Raw genomic sequence first — 20,342 nt, 5'->3', positions numbered from 1 at the left:
TAATGAAGAAACTATTTAAAGGTTTTGCTGTTGCAGCAGTACTAACTGTTTCTGCAGGTACCGCGCTTAATGCACACGCAAATACGAATGCATTAGATAAAATTCTTGAGCAAGTAAAGCAAGAGCGTATCTCTGAAGGTAAAATCAATAAGCAACGTGAGCAAGAGTTCTTATCAGAACGTGCTGACAAGCAATCATTACTTAATAAAGCGAAAAGCCAATTAGTTGCTGAAAAGTCACGTGGCGATCGTTTAACTAAAGAATATGCACAAAACGAAAACACCCTAGCTGAGAAAGAGCAAGCACTACAAAATGCTCAAGGTACACTTGGTGAAATGTTTGGTGTTGTACGTCGTGCAGCTCAAGATGCTATCGGTTCTATCGAAGCGTCATTAGTAAGTGCTGAAAAGCCAGGTCGTGCTGAAGTATTACGTTCATTAGCTGCGGCTAAAGAGCTTCCTACAGTTCGTGAGTTAGAAGAGCTTTGGATTTCACTTCAAACTGAAATGACTGAGTCTGCTAAAGTTTCTACTTTTGAAACTGAAGTTGCTGGTCTTGACGGTAACCCGTCAATGAAGAAAGTAACACGTATTGGTAACTTTAACTTAGTTACAGACGACGGTTACTTAATTTATTCACCAGAAACTAAGTCGATTCAACCACTTGGTAAGCAGCCTGATAGCTACATTTTAGACGGTATTACTGACCTTGAAAAAACATCACCTGACAACTATGCTGGTGTATATGTGGATCCAACACGTGGCGCGATTTTGCGTATTAACACTCAAAAAGCAACACTTATGGAATACTTCCATCAAGGTGGCGTAGTAGGTTACATAATTACTGCGTTGTTAGCTTTAGGTATGTTAATTACTCTAATCCGTTTTGTTGACCTTACGCTTACTACAAGCAAAATTAAGAGCCAACTTAAAAATGTTGCTACACCGAATACAAATAACCCATTGGGTCGTATTCTTAAAGTGTACCATGACAACAAGAATCAAGATGTTGAAAACCTTGAGCTTAAACTTGATGAAGCGATTCTTCGTGAAACGCCACGCATCGAAGCTGGTATCAACATTATCAAGATCCTTGCTGCCATCGCACCATTACTTGGTCTACTAGGTACAGTAATCGGTATGATATTAACGTTCCAAACAATCACATTGTTCGGTACGGGCGATCCGAAGATTATGGCTGGTAATATCTCTCTAGCACTTGTAACTACAGCGCTAGGTCTAATTGCTGCACTACCACTAATTCTACTTCACGCACTTGTAGCTGGTCGTAGTAAGTCGGTATTACACATCCTAGATGAGCAAAGCGCAGGTATCGTTGCGACTCACGCGGAGAAGGAGAAAGCCTAATGCTAGTCCTGATGGAGATATGGGAATCTATCAGGGATTTTGTTGGCACAGGCGGCCAGGTTTTATACGTGGTCGCGATAGCACTCTTTCTGATGTGGGTTTTAATGATTGAGCGCTATTGGTTCTTACTTGCAGAGTTTCCGCGTTTATCGCAAGAAATTATTGCAAAGTGGGATGCCCGCCAAGACACTACGTCTTGGTACGCACACAGAATCCGTGAAGCATGGATTTCTGAAGCGTCTGAAAAATTAGATCAGCGTATGTTGTTGATTAAAACATTAGTAGCTGTTTGTCCTTTAATAGGTTTGTTAGGTACTGTTACGGGTATGATTTCGGTTTTCGAAACCATGGCTAGTCAAGGTACTGGTAATGCACGATTAATGGCATCAGGTATTTCAATGGCAACAATCCCAACAATGGCTGGAATGGTTGCGGCACTATCTGGAGTGTTTTTTAGCTCACGTCTTGAGACAAAAGCTAAAATGGTGAAAGCCAAACTTGTAGATAACATGCCTCATCACTAGAGAGAGAATTAAATATGGCACGTAAACAACGTTTTCGTGAAGAAGAAGAAGCAGCGGTCGATATGACGCCGATGCTTGACATCGTATTTATCATGCTTATTTTCTTTATCGTAACTACATCGTTCGTTAAAGAGGCTGGTATCGAGGTCAATAAACCAAAAGCTGCCCAAGCTACTAAGCAAAAAAATGCTAACATTTTTATTGCTATACGTAGTAACGGCGAAATCTGGGTTGATAAACAACAAATTGATGTTGAACGTATTTCAGCAAAAATTGAAAGTTTATTAGCAGAGCAACCTACCGAAGTTGTGATTATACAAGCTGATAAAGAAGCTAAGCACGGCACGGTAGTTAAAGTGATGGACCAGATTAAAGCGACGGGTGATAACCTAAGAATTTCAATCGCTGGAGATCAGTAATGATTCGTTTTCTGTTTTCACTGATTGCAGGTGGGGCAGTTACTTTCGGCTTGTTCTACTTCATGGCATTCCTCATCTCTGGTGGGGCTGACCGTAATACTGAACAAAAAGAGCAGATCATAGTCGAAATAATGACGAATCCGCCTGAATCTAAGGTGCAGGAAAGAAGGCGTGTTCCGCCTCCTCCTCCTCCACCGCCTAAGCAGCCGCCTAAACCGCAGCCGCCACAGCCGGAAAATAACAACCCTAATCCTGGTGGATTGTCATTTAATATGCCAAGCATCGATGTGGGAAGCACGGCAGGTGGACTAAGTGGTCCGGGTGCATTTGGACGAGATGGTGATGCGACACCTATCGTTCGTATTGAACCAAAATATCCAACGCAAGCAGCACGTGATGGTAGAGAAGGTTGGGTTCAACTTTCGTTCACTATCGATGAGTTAGGTGGCGTGGTTGACGTTGATGTAATTGACGCTGACCCGAAACGTATCTTTGACCGTGAAGCTAAACGTGCATTGCGCAAGTGGAAGTACCGTCCTAAAATTATTGATGGTAAGCCACAAAGACAAGTTGGTTTACAAGTTCAATTAGACTTTAAACTTAACCAAGGCAACTAAGGAGGCGAGTAATGAGAAATTTATCTAAAGTAACTGCTCTTGCAATTCTTATGTCTGTGTCGGGTGCAGCTTTGACTGCACCTGTTTTAGCGGCGCCAAATTACGCAAAAATAGAAGAGCGTAAAAAAGCAAAAACTAAAATCATGGGCGAGCGTACTGGTAAAAAGGTAATTAAAGCGTTTGACTTGTATAATGAAGATGATGTTGATGGTGCAATTGCTTTACTTAAAGAGTTAGATCCGTCTAACGATTTTGATAAAGCAACTGTAAATCGTTACTTAGGTAGTATGTATGCTCAAAAAGAGCAATACAAAACAGCCATTAAGTATATGAAAGCAGCGGTTGCACCAGATGTATTAAACTTTGCCGATCAAGCACAGGGTTTAAAAACCTTAGGTGACATGTATGCAGGTACTGAGCAATATAGTGCTGCAAAAAAAGCCTACGCTGATTGGATGGACTTTACAGGTGAAGAAGATCCGAAAGTTTATACTCGTATTGCGCAAGCAAGTTACGAACTTAAACAGTTTAAGGATGTTATAGAACCTGCAGATAAAGCTATTAAGCTTGAAAAAGAGCCTACAAAAGCTCCTTATCAACTTAAGTTAGCTTCATATTTTGAACAAAAACAGTATCAAAATATGGTTCAAGTTGCAGAAGAAATCGTTCGTGTATGGCCAGATGATAAAAAATCTTGGGTAGGCTTAGGTAAGTATTACTTACAAACTGAAGACTACAAAAAAGGCCTTGCAACTATGGAAGTTGCATACAAAAACGGTTACTTTGAGAACGAAGTTGAATACAAAGTACTAGCTAACTTTTATTCTTTAAACGAAATACCTTATAAAGCGGCATTAACGCTTGAAAAAGGCGTTAAAGAAGAAAAAGTACAACGCACTAAGCAAAATATCAGTGCAATTGCTAGTAACTATCATCGTTCAAAAGATATTGAAAAAGCCGCTAAGTATTACGAAGAAGCTGCAAAATTTGATAACGATGCTGAGCTTTATCGCAAAGCCGGTTCGTTACTTTTACAATCTGAAAACTTTAGCGCTGCAGTTGTTCGTTTGAACAAAGCACTAGAGTTAGGCTCTGATAAAAAGGGCACTATTTATTCAGATTTAGCTGAAGCGTACTACTACCAAGCTAAGTATAAGCAAGCACATGCTGCAATTACTAAAGCTATGGATGACCCTCGCACACGTAAGTTTGCAAAAGGTTGGGCTACGTATATTAAAGATAAAGCCGCTCGCAACGGTGTTAAAATTTAATTTTTAATGTATATTAGCAATTTATAAAAAGCCCCAATGGGGCTTTTTTTATTGGGATGAACATGAACAAAACGCTTATTTTTTCTTTTTTACTGTGTCTATTTTTGACCTCTTGCTCTAAGCAACCACAACCGTACACATCATTCGATGAAGCGCAGCACGCATTAAAATCGCTTAACCTAGCTTTACACCAGCCAAAAAATAGTAAACACACAGAGCTGCGAAGTGAGCAATTGCCTTTTACAGATGCGTATTTACAAAAGCGCCACGTTATTTATCAAAGCTTAATGCAAATGCAACTAACTAAGTCGCAAACTGAGCAGGTTAATTACCTTGTTATTGCAGAGCGTTTTCCTGAGCGTTACTTTGCCTGGCCAGCACATACAAATGTTTTAGTTAATTTGCTTAACTTAGCAAATTCAGAGAGTGACTATCAAAATATAAGTAATTGGCTTGAATTTGTGCAGCTACAATTAGAGAGCGCGCAGTTAAGTAATTTAAAGTTAAATAAAATTGAGCACAATTTAATAAAAAATTATGTACTTAGCGCACTTAACGATAAAAATATGCCAAATAGCTTATTAGCTCAACTTAATATTTTAAAAAAATATTTAGCGCAATATAGTCCAAGAGGAAGTGTAGGGCTATACGGTTTAGCTAATGGCAGTGAGTGGTATCAAAGTAAGTTAAACTATTTTAGTGGTGTTGTGCACTCTCCGCTAGAGTGGCTTACTATTATAAATGAGCAGCTAAAAAAAGAGGAAAAAAATCGAGTTAATCAGGAGGTTAGCCAAATTTATCCGAACTCATTTTTGGTGCAGTTTACTAATAGCGATAAAGAAGTGCCAGGTTTAGATTGGTTGTCGGGGTTTAGAGACTTACCCGCTATAGCTGAAAATAAATCACTTTTAGCGCAGCAAAAAACGCTAATGTTAGCAATGATGGAAACTGATGTAGGGCTGCATATTCATGCGTGGACCTTGCCACAGGCTAAGGTTAACTTAGTAAAGCGCTTAAATATTAGCGAAGTAAATGCAACAAGGTTGGTTAAAGATATAGTGCTTTACCCTGGGCAAGCGTTTAGCTTTGCTCAGCAATTACTTTAACTGTCCGCCAGTGACTCAATGTGCGCTTATTTAGCGCACTGTTCACAGCGTTGTGTAGCTGGATCTAATTCGAGTAAAGCTGTTGTTATAGGCTCTTCACAATCACAGCAATAACCGTACTGACCTATCTCAATTTGACTCACAGCAGCCTCTAAAGTAGTCATTCGTTGAATATACTCACCGTATTCTGGGCCGAGCTTTTGCGCTGCCAAGTCGAGCCACTCTGCATTTACTGTTTGCGTTAATAAAGATAATAAATGCTGGTGAGATAAATGCGCTGATTGAGAAAGTAAGTTTAATATTGTTAATTTTACTTCCTCTATTTCATTAATTAACCTTTGCAGATGTTGCATCGCGTATAACCCCTTTATAATTAGCATTGAGCAATAGGGGTATTATCTAGGTAGATTTACTTACGCGTTATGATTTGCATCAAACTGTGGCGCTTTGGCATACTTACTTAGTACCTCTGCGACATCTTCTTTGGCCTTTAATCGACGGATCTCATCAAATAATGTTATCGCCTGTGGGTACTGACGTTTTAAGTAACCTAGCCACTGCTTAGTACGCGATGCAAAGTACTTTTCATCTTTAGCGGGGTCGTGATGAATAGCTGAATTTATTAAATGATAAAGAATATGCTCCCACTCGAGCCCTACATAAGGTTCATTATTTATATTCGCTTTAATTTTTTTTGCTAAATCGGGATGAGATAACGCACCACGACCAAGCATTAAGTCGGTACAAGCACTGCGTTTTTGGCACAACATAGCATCTTCTACTTGCCATATTTCGCCATTGGCCACAACGGCAATATTTTTATCTTTAATTAAAGGTGGGATCTTTTCCCAATAAGCAGGTGGGTTATAGCCATCACGTTTAGTGCGAGCATGAATTGCAATACTACTTGCACCAGCGCTGACAACAGCATCTACTATTTCTTGGCTGTTACTGTCATCATCAAAACCAAGACGAATTTTTGCACTCACTTGATGCTTGCTATCAACGGCGTCTCTTACCGCTTTAATTATTTCATACATGTGCTCGGGATCTTTAAGTAGTACAGCCCCACCTTTACTTTTATTAACTGTTTTTGCAGGGCAGCCAAAATTCAGGTCTATGCCGTGAGAGCCCAAGCTAATTGCTTTAACTGCATTTTCTGCAAGCGCACCTGCAACTTGACCTAATAACTGAATGCGTACCGGTGTACCAGCACTAGTGAGGCCATTATTGCTAAGTTCAGGACAGTAACGATAAAAAACCTTATCCGGTAAGCAAGCATCAACAACACGCACAAACTCAGTCACACATAAGTCAAAACCACCTATATTGGTAAGAAGTTGGCGCATTTTGAAGTCAACAACACCTTCCATCGGTGCTAAAACAAGTTTCATAGAGAGATTAATTATGGCTAAATAAAGGGATGTGTAGTGTAACCGTTAATCATAAATTGATAAATCCGTAATTACCGCGCATAGTTACTTTAGTCAAAAAGTTTACAAATAATTAAACTAAAATGAAATTTTTATTTTTTATACAGGTCTACTTAAACACATACTCGTATTTTCCAATTTTTTGGTTATACAATCTTATTAAAAAGAGAGTCACATAATGAATACAATCAAAAAAAGTTCAATCGCGTTAACACTAGGTGCAGTTGTTGTCGGCTCTGCAAGCTTTGTATCAGTGGATGTGCAAGCAAATCCTTTTGAGTTTCAACAAATGGTTACCGGTTATCAAATAGATGCTACCGAAGGTAAGTGCGGCGAAGGTAAATGTGGCGCAGATGCAAAAGCTAAAAAAGAAGGAAAATGCGGCGAAGCTAAATGCGGCGCAGATGCAAAAGCTAAAAAAGAAGGCAAATGCGGCGAAGCTAAATGCGGTGCAGATGCAAAAGCTAAAAAAGAAGGCAAATGTGGCGAAGCTAAATGCGGTGCAGATGCAAAAGCTAAAAAAGAAGGCAAATGTGGCGAAGCTAAAAGTGGCGCAGATAAAAAAGCCAAAAAAGAAGGCAAGTGTGGTGAAGGTAAGTGTGGCGGTCATTAAATTTTATTAAGGTATTTAACTTTACTTCAAGTTAAATACCTTAATAGCATATAGAATAAAGGGCCGGTTGGCCCTTTTTGTTGAGAGTGGTTATGACACAAATTATAAATACTGACCTAGGTATGGTTGGTTTAGGCTTACGTAGAGAAATGCTTGACGAGTTACTATCGCATGTACCTAAACAAGTCGATTTTATGGAAGTTGCTCCAGAAAACTGGCTAAAATTAGGCGGGCGTTTTAAAAAACAATTTAAAGCATTAACCAGTGCTAATAGTTTTGCTTGTCATGGCTTATCGCTTTCAATTGGTTCAACTGCGCCAATTGATATTGAATTTGTAAAATCACTAAAAATGTTTTTTGATGAACATGATATAAAAATTTACAGCGAGCACTTAAGTTACTGCTCTGGCACTGGGCATATGTACGATTTAATGCCTATTCCGTTTACTTTAGAAGCGATTGATCATGTAGTGCCGCGTATCAAACAAGTACAAGATATATTAGGGCGGCAAATTGCCATAGAAAATGTGTCTTATTACGCAGCCCCTGGGCAGCAAATGTCAGAGCTGGCGTTTACTAATGCTATTTTAGAGCAAGCTGATTGTAAGCTGTTACTCGATGTGAATAATATTTATGTGAACTCAGTAAACCATGGTTATGACGCAGAAGCCTTTTTAACCGGATTACCTACACAACGTATTGCTTACGGCCATGTAGCCGGGCATTACAATGAAGCAGATGATCTAATTGTAGATACCCATGGTGCAGATGTAATTGACCCAGTTTGGCAGTTGCTCGATAAAGCGTACCAAGCTCACGGTGTATTTTCGACGCTGCTCGAGCGAGATTTTAATATACCGACCATTAATGTATTAACTAAAGAGCTGGATATTATTCATAACCTGCAAGCAAAATACTTTGATAAATCACTAATCAAACAGCGAGCTTAATAAGTATGTCTGAACCTAGGGTGCCTGCAAAAGGAGTATTTAGTTATGAGCTTTATTGAAATACAAAACGAATTTATGGCGCATATTCGCAAACCCAGCCAAAATAAAAAGCCGCAAGGGATTGAAGATAGACGCATGGCTATTTACCGCGATTTATTTTTTAATAATATTGTTGGGTTTATTTCGTCAGGTTTTCCGGTGTTAAAAACCTTATACAGCGATAAACAATGGCAAATGCTTATTCGCCGATTTTTTAGTGAATATGATTGTCACTCGCCGTACTTTTTAGATATAGCAGGGGAGTTTATTAATTACTTATCAAGTAATTATGAAATGCAAAAATATGATCCGCCATTTATGCTCGAACTTGCCCATTATGAATGGATTGAATTAGATGTAGCTATTACACAGCAGGCTGAAGATGAGCAACTCATAGATTCTGATCAGGTTGCCTCTGCGCGTTTATACTTATCAAGTACCGCGCGTAATTTAAGTTACCAATTTGCGGTGCAAACAATAAGTAGGCAGTTTCAGCCGCAACAGCCATCAGTACAACCTAATTATTTTGTAGTATATCGCGATGGCGATGATGAAGTTCAATTTTTAGCAACGAATGCCATGACAGCCTTGTTATTATCGATTATAAGTGAGCATGATGGTTTAATACTCGATACTATTTGCGAGCAAGTAACCCGCCATGCTGTGCTGTTTAGCGCTGCACAAATTGCCCAAGGCGCACTCGTTACCTTACGCGCTATGGCTCAGCTTGGGATTATAGTGACAAAAAATCAAGCTTAAGCTCTTTATAGATTATTTTACATCGTTTATTATGACGCCCTTATGTGTCGTGCTTAATAAAAGGTTGTAACAATGTCAGATGATAAAGAATTTAAAGATCCGTTCAATGCAGCGTACTTTTTTGGCTTCGTAGCTATATTTGTAGGTATTGGTTGCTTAAATGCAATTGTTGGCTGGTTTGCTGTGTTATCTTAATTATTTATCTCAAGGCTGTTGTTACCAACAGCCTTATTTTTTAAAACTTCCCCTCGCCTGAAACGGTTAAAACACCTTTTATAATAACGTCAAACTCGCAATCAAAGGTCACTTAAGGTTATAATCAGCTGCTTTGTAATATAAACCATTGAGCAGTTAAAATTATGACTCAAGTAACACCAGCAATTATCAAAAACAGCATAACTACTATTGCTGATTACCCTAAAGCGGGCATTATGTTTCGCGATGTAACGACACTAATGGCAAACCCAGATGCATTTAAAGCGACTATCGATGCTTTTATTGCTGCATATAAAGATCAGGACTTTACCAAAATTATTGGTACTGAATCACGAGGTTTTATTTTTGGTGCACCCTTGTCTTATGCTTTGGGTATTCCATTTATTCCAGTGCGTAAGCCTGGCAAACTGCCGCGTGAAGTTGTTCGTCAAGACTACCTACTTGAATATGGCGAAGACACATTAGAACTGCATGTAGATGCTATCGTTCCAGGTGACAAAGTATTGCTTGTGGATGACTTACTAGCAACCGGTGGTACTATTGAAGCAACCATTAAATTAGTGCAAAAATTAGGTGGCGAAGCCACTGATGCAGCATTTGTTGTTTCATTACCAGAGCTTGGTGGTGAAAAGCGTATCGCAAAAATGGGTATTAAAATCCTAAAATTGGTTGAATTCGAAGGCGAGTAATCGATGAGTTATCAGGTTCTAGCGAGAAAATGGCGTCCACAAACCTTTCATGAATTGGTTGGACAGTCTCATGTTAAACAAGCGCTGGTTAATGCGCTAACGCAAAATAGACTGCACCACGCTTATTTATTCACTGGAACCCGAGGTGTGGGTAAAACCACAATAGCGCGTATTTTTGCTAAAAGCTTAAATTGTGATGAAGGCATTTCGGCAAATCCGTGTGGTCAATGTAGTAGCTGTAAAGATATAGAAGCAGGACGTTACATTGACCTACTCGAAATAGATGCAGCTTCGCGCACTAAAGTAGAAGACACCCGCGAAATACTCGATAACGTACAATACGCACCCACACGAGGGCGCTATAAAGTATACCTAATCGATGAAGTTCACATGCTTTCTAAGCACAGCTTTAATGCGTTACTAAAAACGTTGGAAGAGCCGCCTGAGCATGTAAAATTTTTACTTGCGACTACCGATCCACAAAAGCTACCAGTCACTATATTATCTCGCTGTTTGCAATTTAACTTAAATGCGTTATCGCAAAATGAAATAAAAACTCAGCTTGAACACGTACTGACGCATGAAAAACTGAACTTTGACAACGATGCTTTGCGCATTATTGCCAAAGCTGCAGACGGTAGTATGCGAGATGCACTTAGCTTAACCGACCAAGCTATAGCACAAACTAATGGTGATATTAACAACCAAGCGGTACAAACTATGCTTGGTTTAATGGACACGCATTATAGCCAAAGTTTACTAGCCGCGTTACTTGCCCAAGATGGCGCAGCGCTAATGAAAGAAGTAGCAAATGTTGCTAGCAGAAACCCTAACTTTGTGGCCTTACTAGATGATTTAATTGCATTAACGCATTTGACACAGTTAAGCCAATTAGTACCTGAAGCTGCCGCTCTTGATGAAACAAATGCCGATTACATCACGCATGTTGCTCAAAATACAAATCCACAGCAAATTCAAATTTACTATCAGCTACTGTTAAACGGGAAAAAAGATCTACAATGGGCGCCAGAGCCTCGTTTAGGCTTTGAAATGATTATGCTAAGGCTGTTAGCGTTTCAACCAATTGATACACAAAACCAGCAACCAGTAGCTGTAAATACACAGCCTGTGCAAAGTAATACAACAAAGGCCAGTGCCTTACGTGATATTTTAAATAAAAGTAAACCGCTGCCAAGCACAGCTCAAAATAATGATACAACGCAACCACAAATTATTGAGCCAAAACCAGCTGAGGTCGCTAAGCTATCAGAGCAGCAAAACGTAACGCCCGACACTCTTAATAATCACTCTAATACAACGCAGCAGGTTTCTACTACTGTATCAGCAGTAGAGCAAGCAGTTGTTTCGGCTGTGCAAAATGAAACGACGAGTGAGCAATTAGTTACTCAGCAACATCAGCATACAAATGACGTAACTGACGAGCAAGCGCAGCGTCAAAGCGAAGATGAAGCCTACTTACAGCAAAGTAATTTAGAGCACTCATTAGCAGCACAGTTTGATGATGTTATTAGTAGTGCGGTTGATCAAGGGTTTAACCCTGCAACAAATACGGCAGCGCCAGCTCAGCAAAGCCAAGCAACAGACACCTCAATTAGCGAACAAGAAGCGCGAGCACAATCTGCTATTGCACGTATTTTAAGAGATAGAAATATATCGGGTGCGGGTAAGCTCTCAAATGCAAAAGAGACTGAACAGCAAAATACAGCAAATTTAAGCTCTGCTAACACTCGGCCGAGTCGCTTTACTGTTAATAGCAGTGACAGCAATGAGCAAAATGTTACAACAAATAGCGATGCAATTAATCACAGTAGAGCTAACAATAATGCGCAGCAAACACACACAGATAATCCGCCGCCGTGGCCTAATGATTTCGCAGGTGAGAGCGAAAAAAAGCCACAGCTCCCACTAGCGGGGAGCCAAAACAAGGCAGCAAGCCAAGCTCAGTTTGAGTCAAAGCCTGAGCGAAAAATAGACTTTAAAGCAAAGCACCAAACAATTACCGAAAATTTAGCCCCTGAGTTACTTGAGCAAATTAACCCGCAAAAAGTACCCGAAGTTGTTGTAGCGCAGCCTAGCATTCCAGCGCCTGATGATTTTCAGAGCCCAATAAGCGAAATTCGCTTTGCGCATCAGCAAGACGAGTGGGCATATTTAATTAAACGCATGGGATTAGGCGGGCGTATGCGCCAGTTTGCGTTGCACTCTATTTTTACTAAGCAAGGCAATAATTTGCATATAGATGTTGATGAATCACAAAAACATTTAGATACGCCCATGCTACGCCAAAGGCTTGATGCGGCGTTATCCAGTATTTATGAGCATAATGTAACACTGAGTATTAATTTTGCTAAAGGGGTGATTGATTCGCCTTATTTAATTCAGCAAAAAATTGATGCAGGTCGTCATCAGCAAGCAATAGATGTGATCACCTCAGACGATAATATAGTACAATTTCAGCAGCTATTTAGCGCCGAAATTGACGAAAACAGCATTCAGGCATTGTAATTTATTACAACAGCCCTTATTTAGTAACCTAGTTAATGTATTAAAAAAGAAAGAGAGAAAGTTATGTTTAAAGGTGGAATGGGTAACATGATGAAGCAGGCGCAGCAAATGCAAGATCGCATGCAAAAAGCCCAAGACGAAATTGCAACATTAGAAGTTGTAGGCGAAGCCGGTGCCGGTTTAGTTAAAGTAACTATGCTAGGTAACCACAACGTTCGTCGCGTAGAGCTTGATGAGAGCTTAATGCAAGACGACAAAGACATGATTGAAGACTTACTTGCAGCAGCATGTAACGATGCTGTTCGCCGTGTAGCAGACGAAACACAAGAGCGTATGGGCAAAGTAACTGGCGGTATGCAATTACCACCAGGTATGAAAATGCCGTTTTAAGCCTATATGCAACTTTCAGCTAGTTTAACTCAGCTTATAGAGGCATTGCGCTGTCAGCCGGGCATTGGCCCTAAGTCAGCGCAACGTATTGCTTTTCATTTACTGGAGCGCGACCGTAAAGGCGGCACTCAGCTTGGCAATGCACTGACAAGAGCTATGACGGCGGTTGGTCATTGTGAGTCATGTCGCACTTTTTGCGAGCAGTCGCAGTGCGACATTTGTTTAAGTACTAAACGCCAAGACAGCGGCATATTATGTGTTGTTGAATCGCCAAGCGACGTACTTGCTATAGAGCAAACGGGTCAATATTTAGGGTTGTACTTTGTATTAATGGGGCATTTATCGCCTATTGATGGTATTGGCCCTAAAGAAATTGGCCTAGATGTTTTAGAGGAAAAGCTGGCACAAAGCGGTATAAGTGAGGTGATTTTAGCAACCAACCCTACGGTTGAAGGCGAAACCACGGCACATTATATTGCTCAGCTTTGTCATAAGTACAAAGTAGGTGCCTCACGTATTGCTCATGGTATACCGGTAGGTGGTGAGCTTGACTTAGTCGACGGTACAACGTTAATGCATGCCTTTAGTGGCAGGCGCACGGTAACACAAGACTAACTTATAACTGCTGTTAGAAATTGTAAAAAGCCTGCATAATTAAGTTATGTGGGCTTTTTTGTTGTACGTAAGCCAACTAGATTAAAGACGTGCATTGCCAGTATGATCATGTTTTTATAATTGGATTGCTATAAATATTAAGCCTACTAATTCAGGCATAGTAAGTAACCTAAACTCCGGATAATAAACCTAGCTCAAGCAGCTATTGACGCGTAAATTCGCCTTGTTTTCACTGAAAACCTCAGGCTAGAGAAATTAATTTAAATATAATTATGATTCAATACGTTAGTAAATCTCTTAACCAGAGTTTAGGTTAAGCAGTATAACCAGTCCTAATTTTAAGGAATAATTATGCCGACTCCTGACTCCGATACCATGATTATAGTTGATGATTTTGTAGCACCACAGTGTGATGGCTTGGTTGAAATCCTCTTTGCAGATGAAGACATTTTACTGATCAACAAACCCAGTGGTTTGTTGAGCTTGTCGGGGAAAAACCCGCTCAATTGGGATTCAGTGCATTATCGTTTAGTGAATGGGCAAGCCGGTATTACGGCTGCTTACCCAGAGGCTAAGTTACCGCACAGGTTAGACTTAGGTACATCGGGCATTATGGTTGTGGGATTAAACGCAGCGGCTTCTAAGCATCTAAATAAACAGTTTCAGGCGCGTACAATTAAAAAGCGCTATGTAGCTATGTTACACGGGTGGTTAATTGACGACGAAGGGAAAATTAGTGCGTCGATAGCAAAAGATAAACTGCTTTTTCCGCGGGTTAAAATTTGCGAAGCCACAGGCAAAACTGCCGTAAGTGAATATAAAGTGCTGCAGCGCCTAACGCAACCACAGCGAACCTTAGTGCAATTTACACCCATTACAGGGCGTACGCACCAATTGCGTATTCACAGCCAGTTTATAGGGCACCCTATTTTAGGGTGCGATTTATATAACAATGCACAAAGCGAGCATATGGCAGGGCGCTTACAGCTTCATGCAAGCGATTTGTATTTTCAGCACCCGGTAAGCAATGAGCAAATTCATATGCAATGCGCTAGTACGTTTTAGTTTTAAGACAATATTGGTTGGGACTTTTTTTATTTTTTCCCTTGAAGTTCTAGCAGCTCCCCCCATATTAAGTGCATAACGCAGACACTTTGCAAATTGGAGATATATAAATGACTGCAGCACAAAAAGAAACATTAGGCTTTCAAACAGAAGTAAAACAACTATTAAACCTGATGATCCATTCTCTTTATTCTAATAAAGAAATATTTTTACGTGAACTTGTGTCAAATGCCTCAGATGCAGCAGACAAGTTACGCTTTTTAGCATTATCACAAGGTGATCTGTACCAAGGCGACGCTGACTTACGTGTACGTATTAGCGCTGACAAAGAAGCTAACACTATTACTATTTCTGATAATGGTATTGGTATGACACGCGATGAAGTAATTAGCTCTTTAGGGACGATTGCTAAGTCGGGTACTGCTGAATTTTTCAAAAACTTAACTGGCGATCAAAGTAAAGATTCGCAGTTAATTGGTCAGTTTGGTGTTGGTTTTTACTCAGCATTTATTGTGGCAGATTTAGTAACGGTACGTACCCGTAAAGCCGGCGAAACAACAGCTTACGAGTGGGAGTCTCAAGGCGAAGGCGAGTACACGCTGCAAGAAATTGAAAAAGAAGGCCGTGGTACCGACATTATTCTACATCTTCGCGAAGAAGAAAAAGAGTTTGCTGATGAGTGGCGTCTGCGCAGCATAGTGACTAAATACTCGGATCATATTTCGACCCCAGTACAAATGTACAAAGCAGAAGTACCAGAGTCTGAAGGTGAAGATGGCGAAAAAATCCCAGCAGTACCAGGTGAATGGGAAAGTATTAACCGCGCTACGGCACTGTGGACTCGTGATAAGTCAGAGCTTTCAGATGACGAATACAAAGAGTTTTACAAACACGTAAGCCACGATTGGGAAGATCCACTAAGCTGGGCGCATAACAAGGTAGAAGGTAAAACTGAATACACTAGTTTGTTATACATCCCTAAAAAAGCGCCATTCGACTTATGGAACCGTGATCGCCAAAGTGGTTTAAAACTGTACGTACAGCGCGTATTTATTATGGATGACGCTGAACAGTTCATGCCAAGTTATTTACGTTTTGTAAAAGGTTTATTAGATTCAAACGATTTACCACTAAACGTATCTCGCGAAATTTTACAAGACAACAAAGTAACGCAAGCTATTCGTAAAGGGTGCACATCGCGTATTATTAAAATGCTTGAGCGTATGGCTAAAAACAAAGCTGACGATTACCAAGTATTTTGGAATGAATTTGGTCAAGTGATCAAAGAAGGCCCTGCAGAGGATGCAGCTAATAAAGAAGCAATTTGTAAACTATTACGTTTTTCTTCTACGCATACCGATTCAGCAACGCAAGATGTATCGCTTGAGCAATATGTTGAGCGCATGAATGAAGGCCAAGACAAAATATACTATGTAGTGGCTGACACGTTTACTGCTGCGAAAAACTCTCCACATTTAGAGATTTTCCGCAAAAAAGGCATTGAAGTATTACTGCTAAGCGACCGTGTAGATGAGTGGATGATGAGCCACTTAACTGAATTTGCCGATAAGCAACTACAATCAATCACCCGTGGTGATTTAGACTTAGGTAAGCTTGACGACGAAGAGACTAAAAAAGCGCAAGAAGAGTCTGAAAAAGAAGTTGCCGGTTTAGTAGAGCGTATTAAAACAGCGCTAGGTGATGAAGTTAAAGAAGTGCGCTTTACGCATCGTTTAACCGACTCTCCAGCATGTGTTGTTAGCGATGACAACGACATGAGCTCACAAATGCAAAAGCTAATGGAGTCGGTTGGTCAAGCTGCTCCTGAAGCAAAACCTGTGTTTGAGCTAAACCCAGAGCATCAACTTGTTAAGCATTTAAATGATGAGCAAGACGAAGATAAGTTTGCACAGTGGTCGCATGTACTACTTGACCAAGCGCTACTTGCAGAGCGTGGCACACTTAAAGATCCTACAGGGTTTGTAACTCGCTTAAATAAACTAATGCTTGAATTAAGCAAATAAGCTTAAAAAATGAAAGATTAAGTTAAAAGGGAACGTAAGTTCCCTTTTTTATCCGCTATAAGCCCGCGAATGACTTATCAATTAGTATAAGTTGCTTGAGTATCGGCGGCGCTTATGGAAGAATTCAGGCTTCAAAAAACAAACTATTACTAAGGGACAATGATATGCGCATTATTCTTTTGGGCGCGCCGGGTGCAGGTAAAGGCACTCAAGCTCAGTACTTGATGGATAAATACGGTATTCCACAAATTTCGACTGGTGATATGTTACGTGCAGCAATTAAAGAAGGCACTCCACTGGGTCTTGAAGCAAAAAAAGTAATGGATGCAGGCCAGTTAATTTCTGACGATATTATCATTGGTTTAGTAAAAGAGCGTATTACTAAAGCTGATTGCGAAAATGGTTTTTTATTAGACGGTTTCCCACGCACTATTCCACAAGCTGATGCAATGAAAGAAAATGGCGTAGTGGTTGATCACGTTATTGAATTTGATGTTGCTGATGAAGTGATTGTTGAGCGTATGGGTGGACGTCGTGTTCATCCAGGTTCTGGTCGTGTTTATCACGTTGTTTATAACCCACCAAAAGTGGCAGATAAAGACAACGAAACAGGTGAAGAGCTTATTATTCGTGCAGACGATACAGAAGAAACAGTACGTAAACGCTTAGGTATTTACCATGAGCAAACTATGCCATTGGTTGATTACTACCAAGCAGAAGCTGCTGCGGGTAACACCCAGTATCATAAGCTAGATGGTACACAAGCTGTTGATGCTATTAGCAAACAGCTAGGTGAGCTATTAGGCTAATTTACAGTCCTATATTAAATAAAAAACCGCTAATGTAAAATTTAGCGGTTTTTTTGTGCAGAATTTACGTTAATTTAGAGTGCCTTTAGTTTTTCAATCACGCTGGCGTATTCTGGTTCAGTTGCAAGGCTACTCACTAATTGCTTATAAACCACGTTATGGTTTTTATCTAAAATAAGTACAGCGCGTGTTAATAGCCCCATATCTTTAATTATAAATCCATACTTCTGACCAAAGTCGTGCCATACCGAATCAGAAAGCACAATTACCTTATCTATGTTCTCAGCTTTGCAAAAACGTTTTTGCGCAAAAGGTAAATCGCTACTAATGGTGAACATGGTTATGTTTGGAAATTGTTGTGCTACTTTTTCGTTAAAGTGTTTAGTTTGTAGGCTGCAAATACCGGTATCTAAACTAGGTACTACGCTAATCAAAACGGCTTGGCCTTTATACGAACTTAATGTAACAGGGGTAAAGTTAGCGTCGACCACTTTAAACTCTGGTGCGCTATCACCTACAGCAACTCCCTTACCTAATAAAGTAACAGGTTTACCTTGTGCAGATACTTTACCTGCATCAAGCGTATTTTCGGTATAATCGGCGGCAAAAGCCACAGAACTAAATGCACTTAATGCAAAAATTAACGAGCGAAACATAGGGTATTTCCTTTTAGATTCAGGCTGTAATAGCGTTAAGTGTATTATACTGCGAAGTGCTCACCAAGTAGAATAAGCCTGTGCTTTTATTTATTAATCAAAAATTGTAAACAAGGTATACTTTGATATAACATACATATGTAAAAAATATGTGTATAAAAATAATAATTAAACCTTTATTAATGCAGTTTGATACCTAGAGTAGGGTCAAAATAGAGAGAGAATATGTCGACATCGGTACTAATATGTGATGATTCAAAATTAGCTAGACGCCAGTTAGCTCGATCTTTGCCAGAGGATTGGGATATTAAAATTGAATTTGCGCATGACGGTGTAGATTGTATAAACCAAATAAAAAAAATACAGCCCGAAATTCTTTTTCTTGATTTAAATATGCCGGAAATGGATGGCTATGAAGTACTTATAGCGATACGAGAGCTGGGTCTTAATGTGCTCACTGTGGTGGTTTCTGGCGATATTCAGCCAGCGGCCCATGAGCGTGTATTAGAGCTAGGTGCAATTGATTTTATCCAAAAACCTTGCTCCACAGAAAAGCTAGCCACTATTATTGAACATCACGGCATTAAAGACAAAGCAATACGAGAACGCCTTGCGCATTCGTTAGGGGAGCAGGTAGACCCAGATGTGCGAGATATATACCAAGAGCTCACTAACGTAGCCATGGGGCAAGCAGGAGATTTGCTGGCAAGACTACTAAATGTATTTGTTAAGTTGCCCATACCGAATGTAAATATTTTAGAGGTAAATGAGCTTGATATGGCGCTGCGCTCAATTGATAACAGCACCTCAACCTCGGGTATTTGCCAAGGCTTTATAGGCGGTGGTATATCAGGAGAAGCGTTATTACTTTTAAATGACTCGAGCTTTAAAGAAATAGCATCGCTAATGAACTACGACGGTGAGCTTAACGAAAAAGTAGAGCTAGAGCTGTTAATGGATATCAGCAATATACTTATTGGCGCTATTTTAACAGGACTCTCTAAGCAGCTCGACATGACATTTAGCCAAGGGCATCCCATAGTGCTGGGCCAACATAGAGATGTATCAGAGCTGGTTAAATCTAACAAACCACGCTGGCAACGTACCTTAGCAATTGAAATAAGTTACGGTATTGAAAACCACGATATAAACTGCGATTTGATGTTGTTATTTACCGAAGACTCACTAAAAACTTTGAAGTACAAAGTTGCCTACCTATTAGAAGATTAACGATTATGTCAGCTGATTTAAATATGAATGAAATCCATTGGTTAATGGATATGTTTAATACTGTTGATGTGGGCCTAGTGGTGCTCGACAGAGAATATAAAGTGTGTGTGTGGAATGGTTTTATGGAAAATCATTCAGGATTACTGCCAAGCGCAGTTAAACACAAAGACTTATTTGACTTATTTCCTGCAATAGATGAAAAATGGTTTAGAAGTAAATCTGAATCTGTATTTGTATTAAAAAACCGCTCATTTACAATTTGGGAACAGCAGCCTTATATTTTTCGCTTTAAAAACTATCGGCCAATTACCGGTAAAGCAGATTATATGTACCAAAACGCTACTTTTATCCCATTAACAAATACCCGTGGTGACGTTGAGCATATATGCATTATTATTTACGATGTAACCGATGTAGCCGTTAATAAAAAAGAACTCGAACAGTTAAATAAAAAACTTGAGCAAGTGAGTCAAACCGACAGCTTAACGCAGCTAGCTAACCGAGGGCATTGGGAGCATACGCTACGACAAGAGTTTTTGCGTACTAAACGCAGTGGTGGTTGCAGTACTTTATTAATGTTTGATATTGACCACTTTAAAAAAGTGAACGATGAGTACGGCCACAGTTGTGGTGATGAGGCATTGCGTCATATTGCAAAACTACTAAAAGACACTTTGCGCGAAACCGATATAGCAGGGCGCTACGGTGGCGAAGAATTTGCTATCACCTTACTCGACACTGATAAGCAAGGTGCACTGATAATAGCTGAGCGTTTACGCGAGCTAATAGCGGCAACTCCGGTGGTTTACAAAGATCAGCTAGTGAGTATGACGGTCAGTATTGGCATTGCCTCTTATAGTAATGAATTTAAAAACCATGAACGCTGGATTGAGGCGGCCGATAAAGCACTTTATAATTCAAAACATAATGGTAGAAATAGTATTACTATATTTGACGATATAAAAAATGACGCCTAAGCGTCATTTTTTATATCGGTTAGTTAACGCAAGTATACAGCGTTGTT

General features: G+C 39.9%; 22 protein-coding genes. 19 read left to right on the top strand and 3 right to left on the bottom strand.

The genetic code is table 11. From position 1 onward, the window contains the following. Positions 1 to 2 precede the first annotated feature (2 nt). The 6 genes from HC000_RS01365 (at position 3) to HC000_RS01340 (ending at position 5,304) form a co-directional block, all read left to right on the top strand. Positions 3 to 1,367, top strand: coding sequence for a MotA/TolQ/ExbB proton channel family protein (locus HC000_RS01365; protein WP_179806723.1), 1,365 nt, complete (start codon positions 3 to 5; stop codon positions 1,365 to 1,367). Further along, on the top strand, positions 1,367 to 1,891 hold the full coding sequence (locus HC000_RS01360; RefSeq protein WP_011327873.1) for a MotA/TolQ/ExbB proton channel family protein: 525 nt from the start codon (positions 1,367 to 1,369) through the stop codon (positions 1,889 to 1,891). The genes HC000_RS01365 and HC000_RS01360 overlap by 1 nt, the downstream gene beginning before the upstream one ends. A 14-nt stretch (positions 1,892 to 1,905) precedes the next feature. Further along, positions 1,906 to 2,310 (top strand): biopolymer transporter ExbD, encoded by a 405-nt coding sequence (locus HC000_RS01355; RefSeq protein WP_007583867.1) that lies wholly within the window; start codon positions 1,906 to 1,908, stop codon positions 2,308 to 2,310. Then, positions 2,310 to 2,927: an energy transducer TonB gene (locus HC000_RS01350; RefSeq protein WP_089368026.1), complete on the top strand. Its 618-nt coding sequence runs from the start codon at positions 2,310 to 2,312 to the stop codon at positions 2,925 to 2,927. Before HC000_RS01355 ends, HC000_RS01350 begins: the two co-directional genes overlap by 1 nt. Positions 2,928 to 2,938: 11 nt before the next feature. Next, positions 2,939 to 4,198 carry a tetratricopeptide repeat protein gene (locus HC000_RS01345; RefSeq protein ID WP_179806722.1) on the top strand — a complete coding sequence of 420 codons (1,260 nt, stop codon included), beginning with the start codon at positions 2,939 to 2,941 and terminating at the stop codon, positions 4,196 to 4,198. 62 nt (positions 4,199 to 4,260) lie between these two features. Beyond that, entirely contained in the window at positions 4,261 to 5,304 is a 1,044-nt protein-coding gene (locus HC000_RS01340) for a hypothetical protein (protein WP_179806721.1), read from the top strand. Between the two features lie 26 nt (positions 5,305 to 5,330). Here HC000_RS01340 and HC000_RS01335 read toward each other — a convergent pair whose 3' ends face one another. Together HC000_RS01335 and HC000_RS01330 are read right to left on the bottom strand one after the other, a co-directional pair. After that, a complete protein-coding gene (locus HC000_RS01335; protein ID WP_179806720.1) occupies positions 5,331 to 5,657 on the bottom strand; it encodes a conjugal transfer protein TraR in 327 nt (108 codons plus the stop codon). Between the two features lie 60 nt (positions 5,658 to 5,717). Continuing rightward, complete coding sequence (locus HC000_RS01330) at positions 5,718 to 6,698, bottom strand: tRNA-dihydrouridine synthase (RefSeq protein ID WP_086993336.1); 981 nt, start codon at positions 6,696 to 6,698, stop codon at positions 5,718 to 5,720. Positions 6,699 to 6,915: 217 nt separating this feature from the next. On the opposite strand from HC000_RS01330, the gene HC000_RS01325 reads away from it, so the two are divergent. The 11 genes from HC000_RS01325 (at position 6,916) to adk (ending at position 17,432) form a co-directional block, all read left to right on the top strand. Beyond that, the gene (locus HC000_RS01325) at positions 6,916 to 7,350 is read left to right on the top strand and encodes a hypothetical protein (RefSeq protein WP_179806719.1); all 435 of its coding nucleotides are present in this window, start codon (positions 6,916 to 6,918) and stop codon (positions 7,348 to 7,350) included. Between the two features lie 122 nt (positions 7,351 to 7,472). Next, complete coding sequence (locus HC000_RS01320; RefSeq protein ID WP_179806781.1) at positions 7,473 to 8,300, top strand: DUF692 domain-containing protein; 828 nt, start codon at positions 7,473 to 7,475, stop codon at positions 8,298 to 8,300. 45 nt (positions 8,301 to 8,345) lie between these two features. Next, entirely contained in the window at positions 8,346 to 9,098 is a 753-nt protein-coding gene (locus tag HC000_RS01315) for a putative DNA-binding domain-containing protein (protein WP_179806718.1), read from the top strand. Positions 9,099 to 9,170: 72 nt separating this feature from the next. Then, a complete protein-coding gene (locus HC000_RS18485; protein WP_011327883.1) occupies positions 9,171 to 9,293 on the top strand; it encodes a hypothetical protein in 123 nt (40 codons plus the stop codon). Positions 9,294 to 9,457: 164 nt separating this feature from the next. Continuing rightward, complete coding sequence (apt, locus tag HC000_RS01310; protein WP_179806717.1) at positions 9,458 to 10,003, top strand: adenine phosphoribosyltransferase; 546 nt, start codon at positions 9,458 to 9,460, stop codon at positions 10,001 to 10,003. Between the two features lie 3 nt (positions 10,004 to 10,006). Further along, complete coding sequence (gene dnaX / locus HC000_RS01305; RefSeq protein WP_179806716.1) at positions 10,007 to 12,529, top strand: DNA polymerase III subunit gamma/tau; 2,523 nt, start codon at positions 10,007 to 10,009, stop codon at positions 12,527 to 12,529. Positions 12,530 to 12,592: 63 nt separating this feature from the next. Further along, a complete protein-coding gene (locus HC000_RS01300; protein WP_011327886.1) occupies positions 12,593 to 12,919 on the top strand; it encodes a YbaB/EbfC family nucleoid-associated protein in 327 nt (108 codons plus the stop codon). A 6-nt stretch (positions 12,920 to 12,925) separates the two neighbouring features. Then, complete coding sequence (recR, locus tag HC000_RS01295) at positions 12,926 to 13,534, top strand: recombination mediator RecR (RefSeq protein ID WP_179806715.1); 609 nt, start codon at positions 12,926 to 12,928, stop codon at positions 13,532 to 13,534. A 351-nt stretch (positions 13,535 to 13,885) separates the two neighbouring features. Next, on the top strand, positions 13,886 to 14,599 hold the full coding sequence (locus HC000_RS01290) for an RluA family pseudouridine synthase (RefSeq protein ID WP_179806714.1): 714 nt from the start codon (positions 13,886 to 13,888) through the stop codon (positions 14,597 to 14,599). Positions 14,600 to 14,709: 110 nt separating this feature from the next. Next, positions 14,710 to 16,623: a molecular chaperone HtpG gene (gene htpG, locus HC000_RS01285; RefSeq protein ID WP_179806713.1), complete on the top strand. Its 1,914-nt coding sequence runs from the start codon at positions 14,710 to 14,712 to the stop codon at positions 16,621 to 16,623. 164 nt (positions 16,624 to 16,787) lie between these two features. Beyond that, entirely contained in the window at positions 16,788 to 17,432 is a 645-nt protein-coding gene (gene adk / locus HC000_RS01280; RefSeq protein WP_011327892.1) for an adenylate kinase, read from the top strand. A gap of 74 nt (positions 17,433 to 17,506) precedes the next feature. Here the strand turns inward: adk and tpx are convergent, their stop codons facing one another. Continuing rightward, positions 17,507 to 18,088: a thiol peroxidase gene (gene tpx / locus HC000_RS01275; RefSeq protein WP_179806712.1), complete on the bottom strand. Its 582-nt coding sequence runs from the start codon at positions 18,086 to 18,088 to the stop codon at positions 17,507 to 17,509. Positions 18,089 to 18,313: 225 nt separating this feature from the next. Between tpx and HC000_RS01270 the strand changes: the two genes are divergently transcribed. Together HC000_RS01270 and HC000_RS01265 are read left to right on the top strand one after the other, a co-directional pair. After that, positions 18,314 to 19,318, top strand: a complete 1,005-nt coding sequence (locus tag HC000_RS01270; RefSeq protein ID WP_179806711.1) for a response regulator — start codon at positions 18,314 to 18,316, stop codon at positions 19,316 to 19,318. Positions 19,319 to 19,323: 5 nt separating this feature from the next. Next, positions 19,324 to 20,295, top strand: a complete 972-nt coding sequence (locus tag HC000_RS01265; protein WP_179806710.1) for a diguanylate cyclase — start codon at positions 19,324 to 19,326, stop codon at positions 20,293 to 20,295. The last annotated feature ends 47 nt before the right edge of the window (positions 20,296 to 20,342 follow it).

The sequence above is a fragment of the Pseudoalteromonas sp. MIP2626 genome, assembly GCF_013414205.1.
Taxonomy (GTDB): Bacteria; Pseudomonadota; Gammaproteobacteria; order Enterobacterales; family Alteromonadaceae; genus Pseudoalteromonas; species Pseudoalteromonas nigrifaciens.
This window is presented reverse-complemented; position numbering and strand designations above follow the sequence as displayed.

Excerpts from the sequence above, each read along its gene's own strand:
- HC000_RS01365 (WP_179806723.1), top strand. The coding sequence starts at position 3 with ATGAAGAAACTATTTAAAGGTTTTGCTGTTGCAGCAGTACTAACTGTT.
- HC000_RS01360 (WP_011327873.1), top strand. The coding sequence starts at position 1,367 with ATGCTAGTCCTGATGGAGATATGGGAATCTATCAGGGATTTTGTTGGC.
- HC000_RS01355 (WP_007583867.1), top strand. The coding sequence starts at position 1,906 with ATGGCACGTAAACAACGTTTTCGTGAAGAAGAAGAAGCAGCGGTCGAT.
- HC000_RS01350 (WP_089368026.1), top strand. The coding sequence starts at position 2,310 with ATGATTCGTTTTCTGTTTTCACTGATTGCAGGTGGGGCAGTTACTTTC.
- HC000_RS01345 (WP_179806722.1), top strand. The coding sequence starts at position 2,939 with ATGAGAAATTTATCTAAAGTAACTGCTCTTGCAATTCTTATGTCTGTG.
- HC000_RS01340 (WP_179806721.1), top strand. The coding sequence starts at position 4,261 with ATGAACAAAACGCTTATTTTTTCTTTTTTACTGTGTCTATTTTTGACC.
- HC000_RS01335 (WP_179806720.1), bottom strand. The coding sequence starts at position 5,657 with ATGCAACATCTGCAAAGGTTAATTAATGAAATAGAGGAAGTAAAATTA.
- HC000_RS01330 (WP_086993336.1), bottom strand. The coding sequence starts at position 6,698 with ATGAAACTTGTTTTAGCACCGATGGAAGGTGTTGTTGACTTCAAAATG.
- HC000_RS01325 (WP_179806719.1), top strand. The coding sequence starts at position 6,916 with ATGAATACAATCAAAAAAAGTTCAATCGCGTTAACACTAGGTGCAGTT.
- HC000_RS01320 (WP_179806781.1), top strand. The coding sequence starts at position 7,473 with ATGGTTGGTTTAGGCTTACGTAGAGAAATGCTTGACGAGTTACTATCG.
- HC000_RS01315 (WP_179806718.1), top strand. The coding sequence starts at position 8,346 with ATGAGCTTTATTGAAATACAAAACGAATTTATGGCGCATATTCGCAAA.
- HC000_RS18485 (WP_011327883.1), top strand. The coding sequence starts at position 9,171 with ATGTCAGATGATAAAGAATTTAAAGATCCGTTCAATGCAGCGTACTTT.
- apt (WP_179806717.1), top strand. The coding sequence starts at position 9,458 with ATGACTCAAGTAACACCAGCAATTATCAAAAACAGCATAACTACTATT.
- dnaX (WP_179806716.1), top strand. The coding sequence starts at position 10,007 with ATGAGTTATCAGGTTCTAGCGAGAAAATGGCGTCCACAAACCTTTCAT.
- HC000_RS01300 (WP_011327886.1), top strand. The coding sequence starts at position 12,593 with ATGTTTAAAGGTGGAATGGGTAACATGATGAAGCAGGCGCAGCAAATG.
- recR (WP_179806715.1), top strand. The coding sequence starts at position 12,926 with ATGCAACTTTCAGCTAGTTTAACTCAGCTTATAGAGGCATTGCGCTGT.
- HC000_RS01290 (WP_179806714.1), top strand. The coding sequence starts at position 13,886 with ATGCCGACTCCTGACTCCGATACCATGATTATAGTTGATGATTTTGTA.
- htpG (WP_179806713.1), top strand. The coding sequence starts at position 14,710 with ATGACTGCAGCACAAAAAGAAACATTAGGCTTTCAAACAGAAGTAAAA.
- adk (WP_011327892.1), top strand. The coding sequence starts at position 16,788 with ATGCGCATTATTCTTTTGGGCGCGCCGGGTGCAGGTAAAGGCACTCAA.
- tpx (WP_179806712.1), bottom strand. The coding sequence starts at position 18,088 with ATGTTTCGCTCGTTAATTTTTGCATTAAGTGCATTTAGTTCTGTGGCT.
- HC000_RS01270 (WP_179806711.1), top strand. The coding sequence starts at position 18,314 with ATGTCGACATCGGTACTAATATGTGATGATTCAAAATTAGCTAGACGC.
- HC000_RS01265 (WP_179806710.1), top strand. The coding sequence starts at position 19,324 with ATGTCAGCTGATTTAAATATGAATGAAATCCATTGGTTAATGGATATG.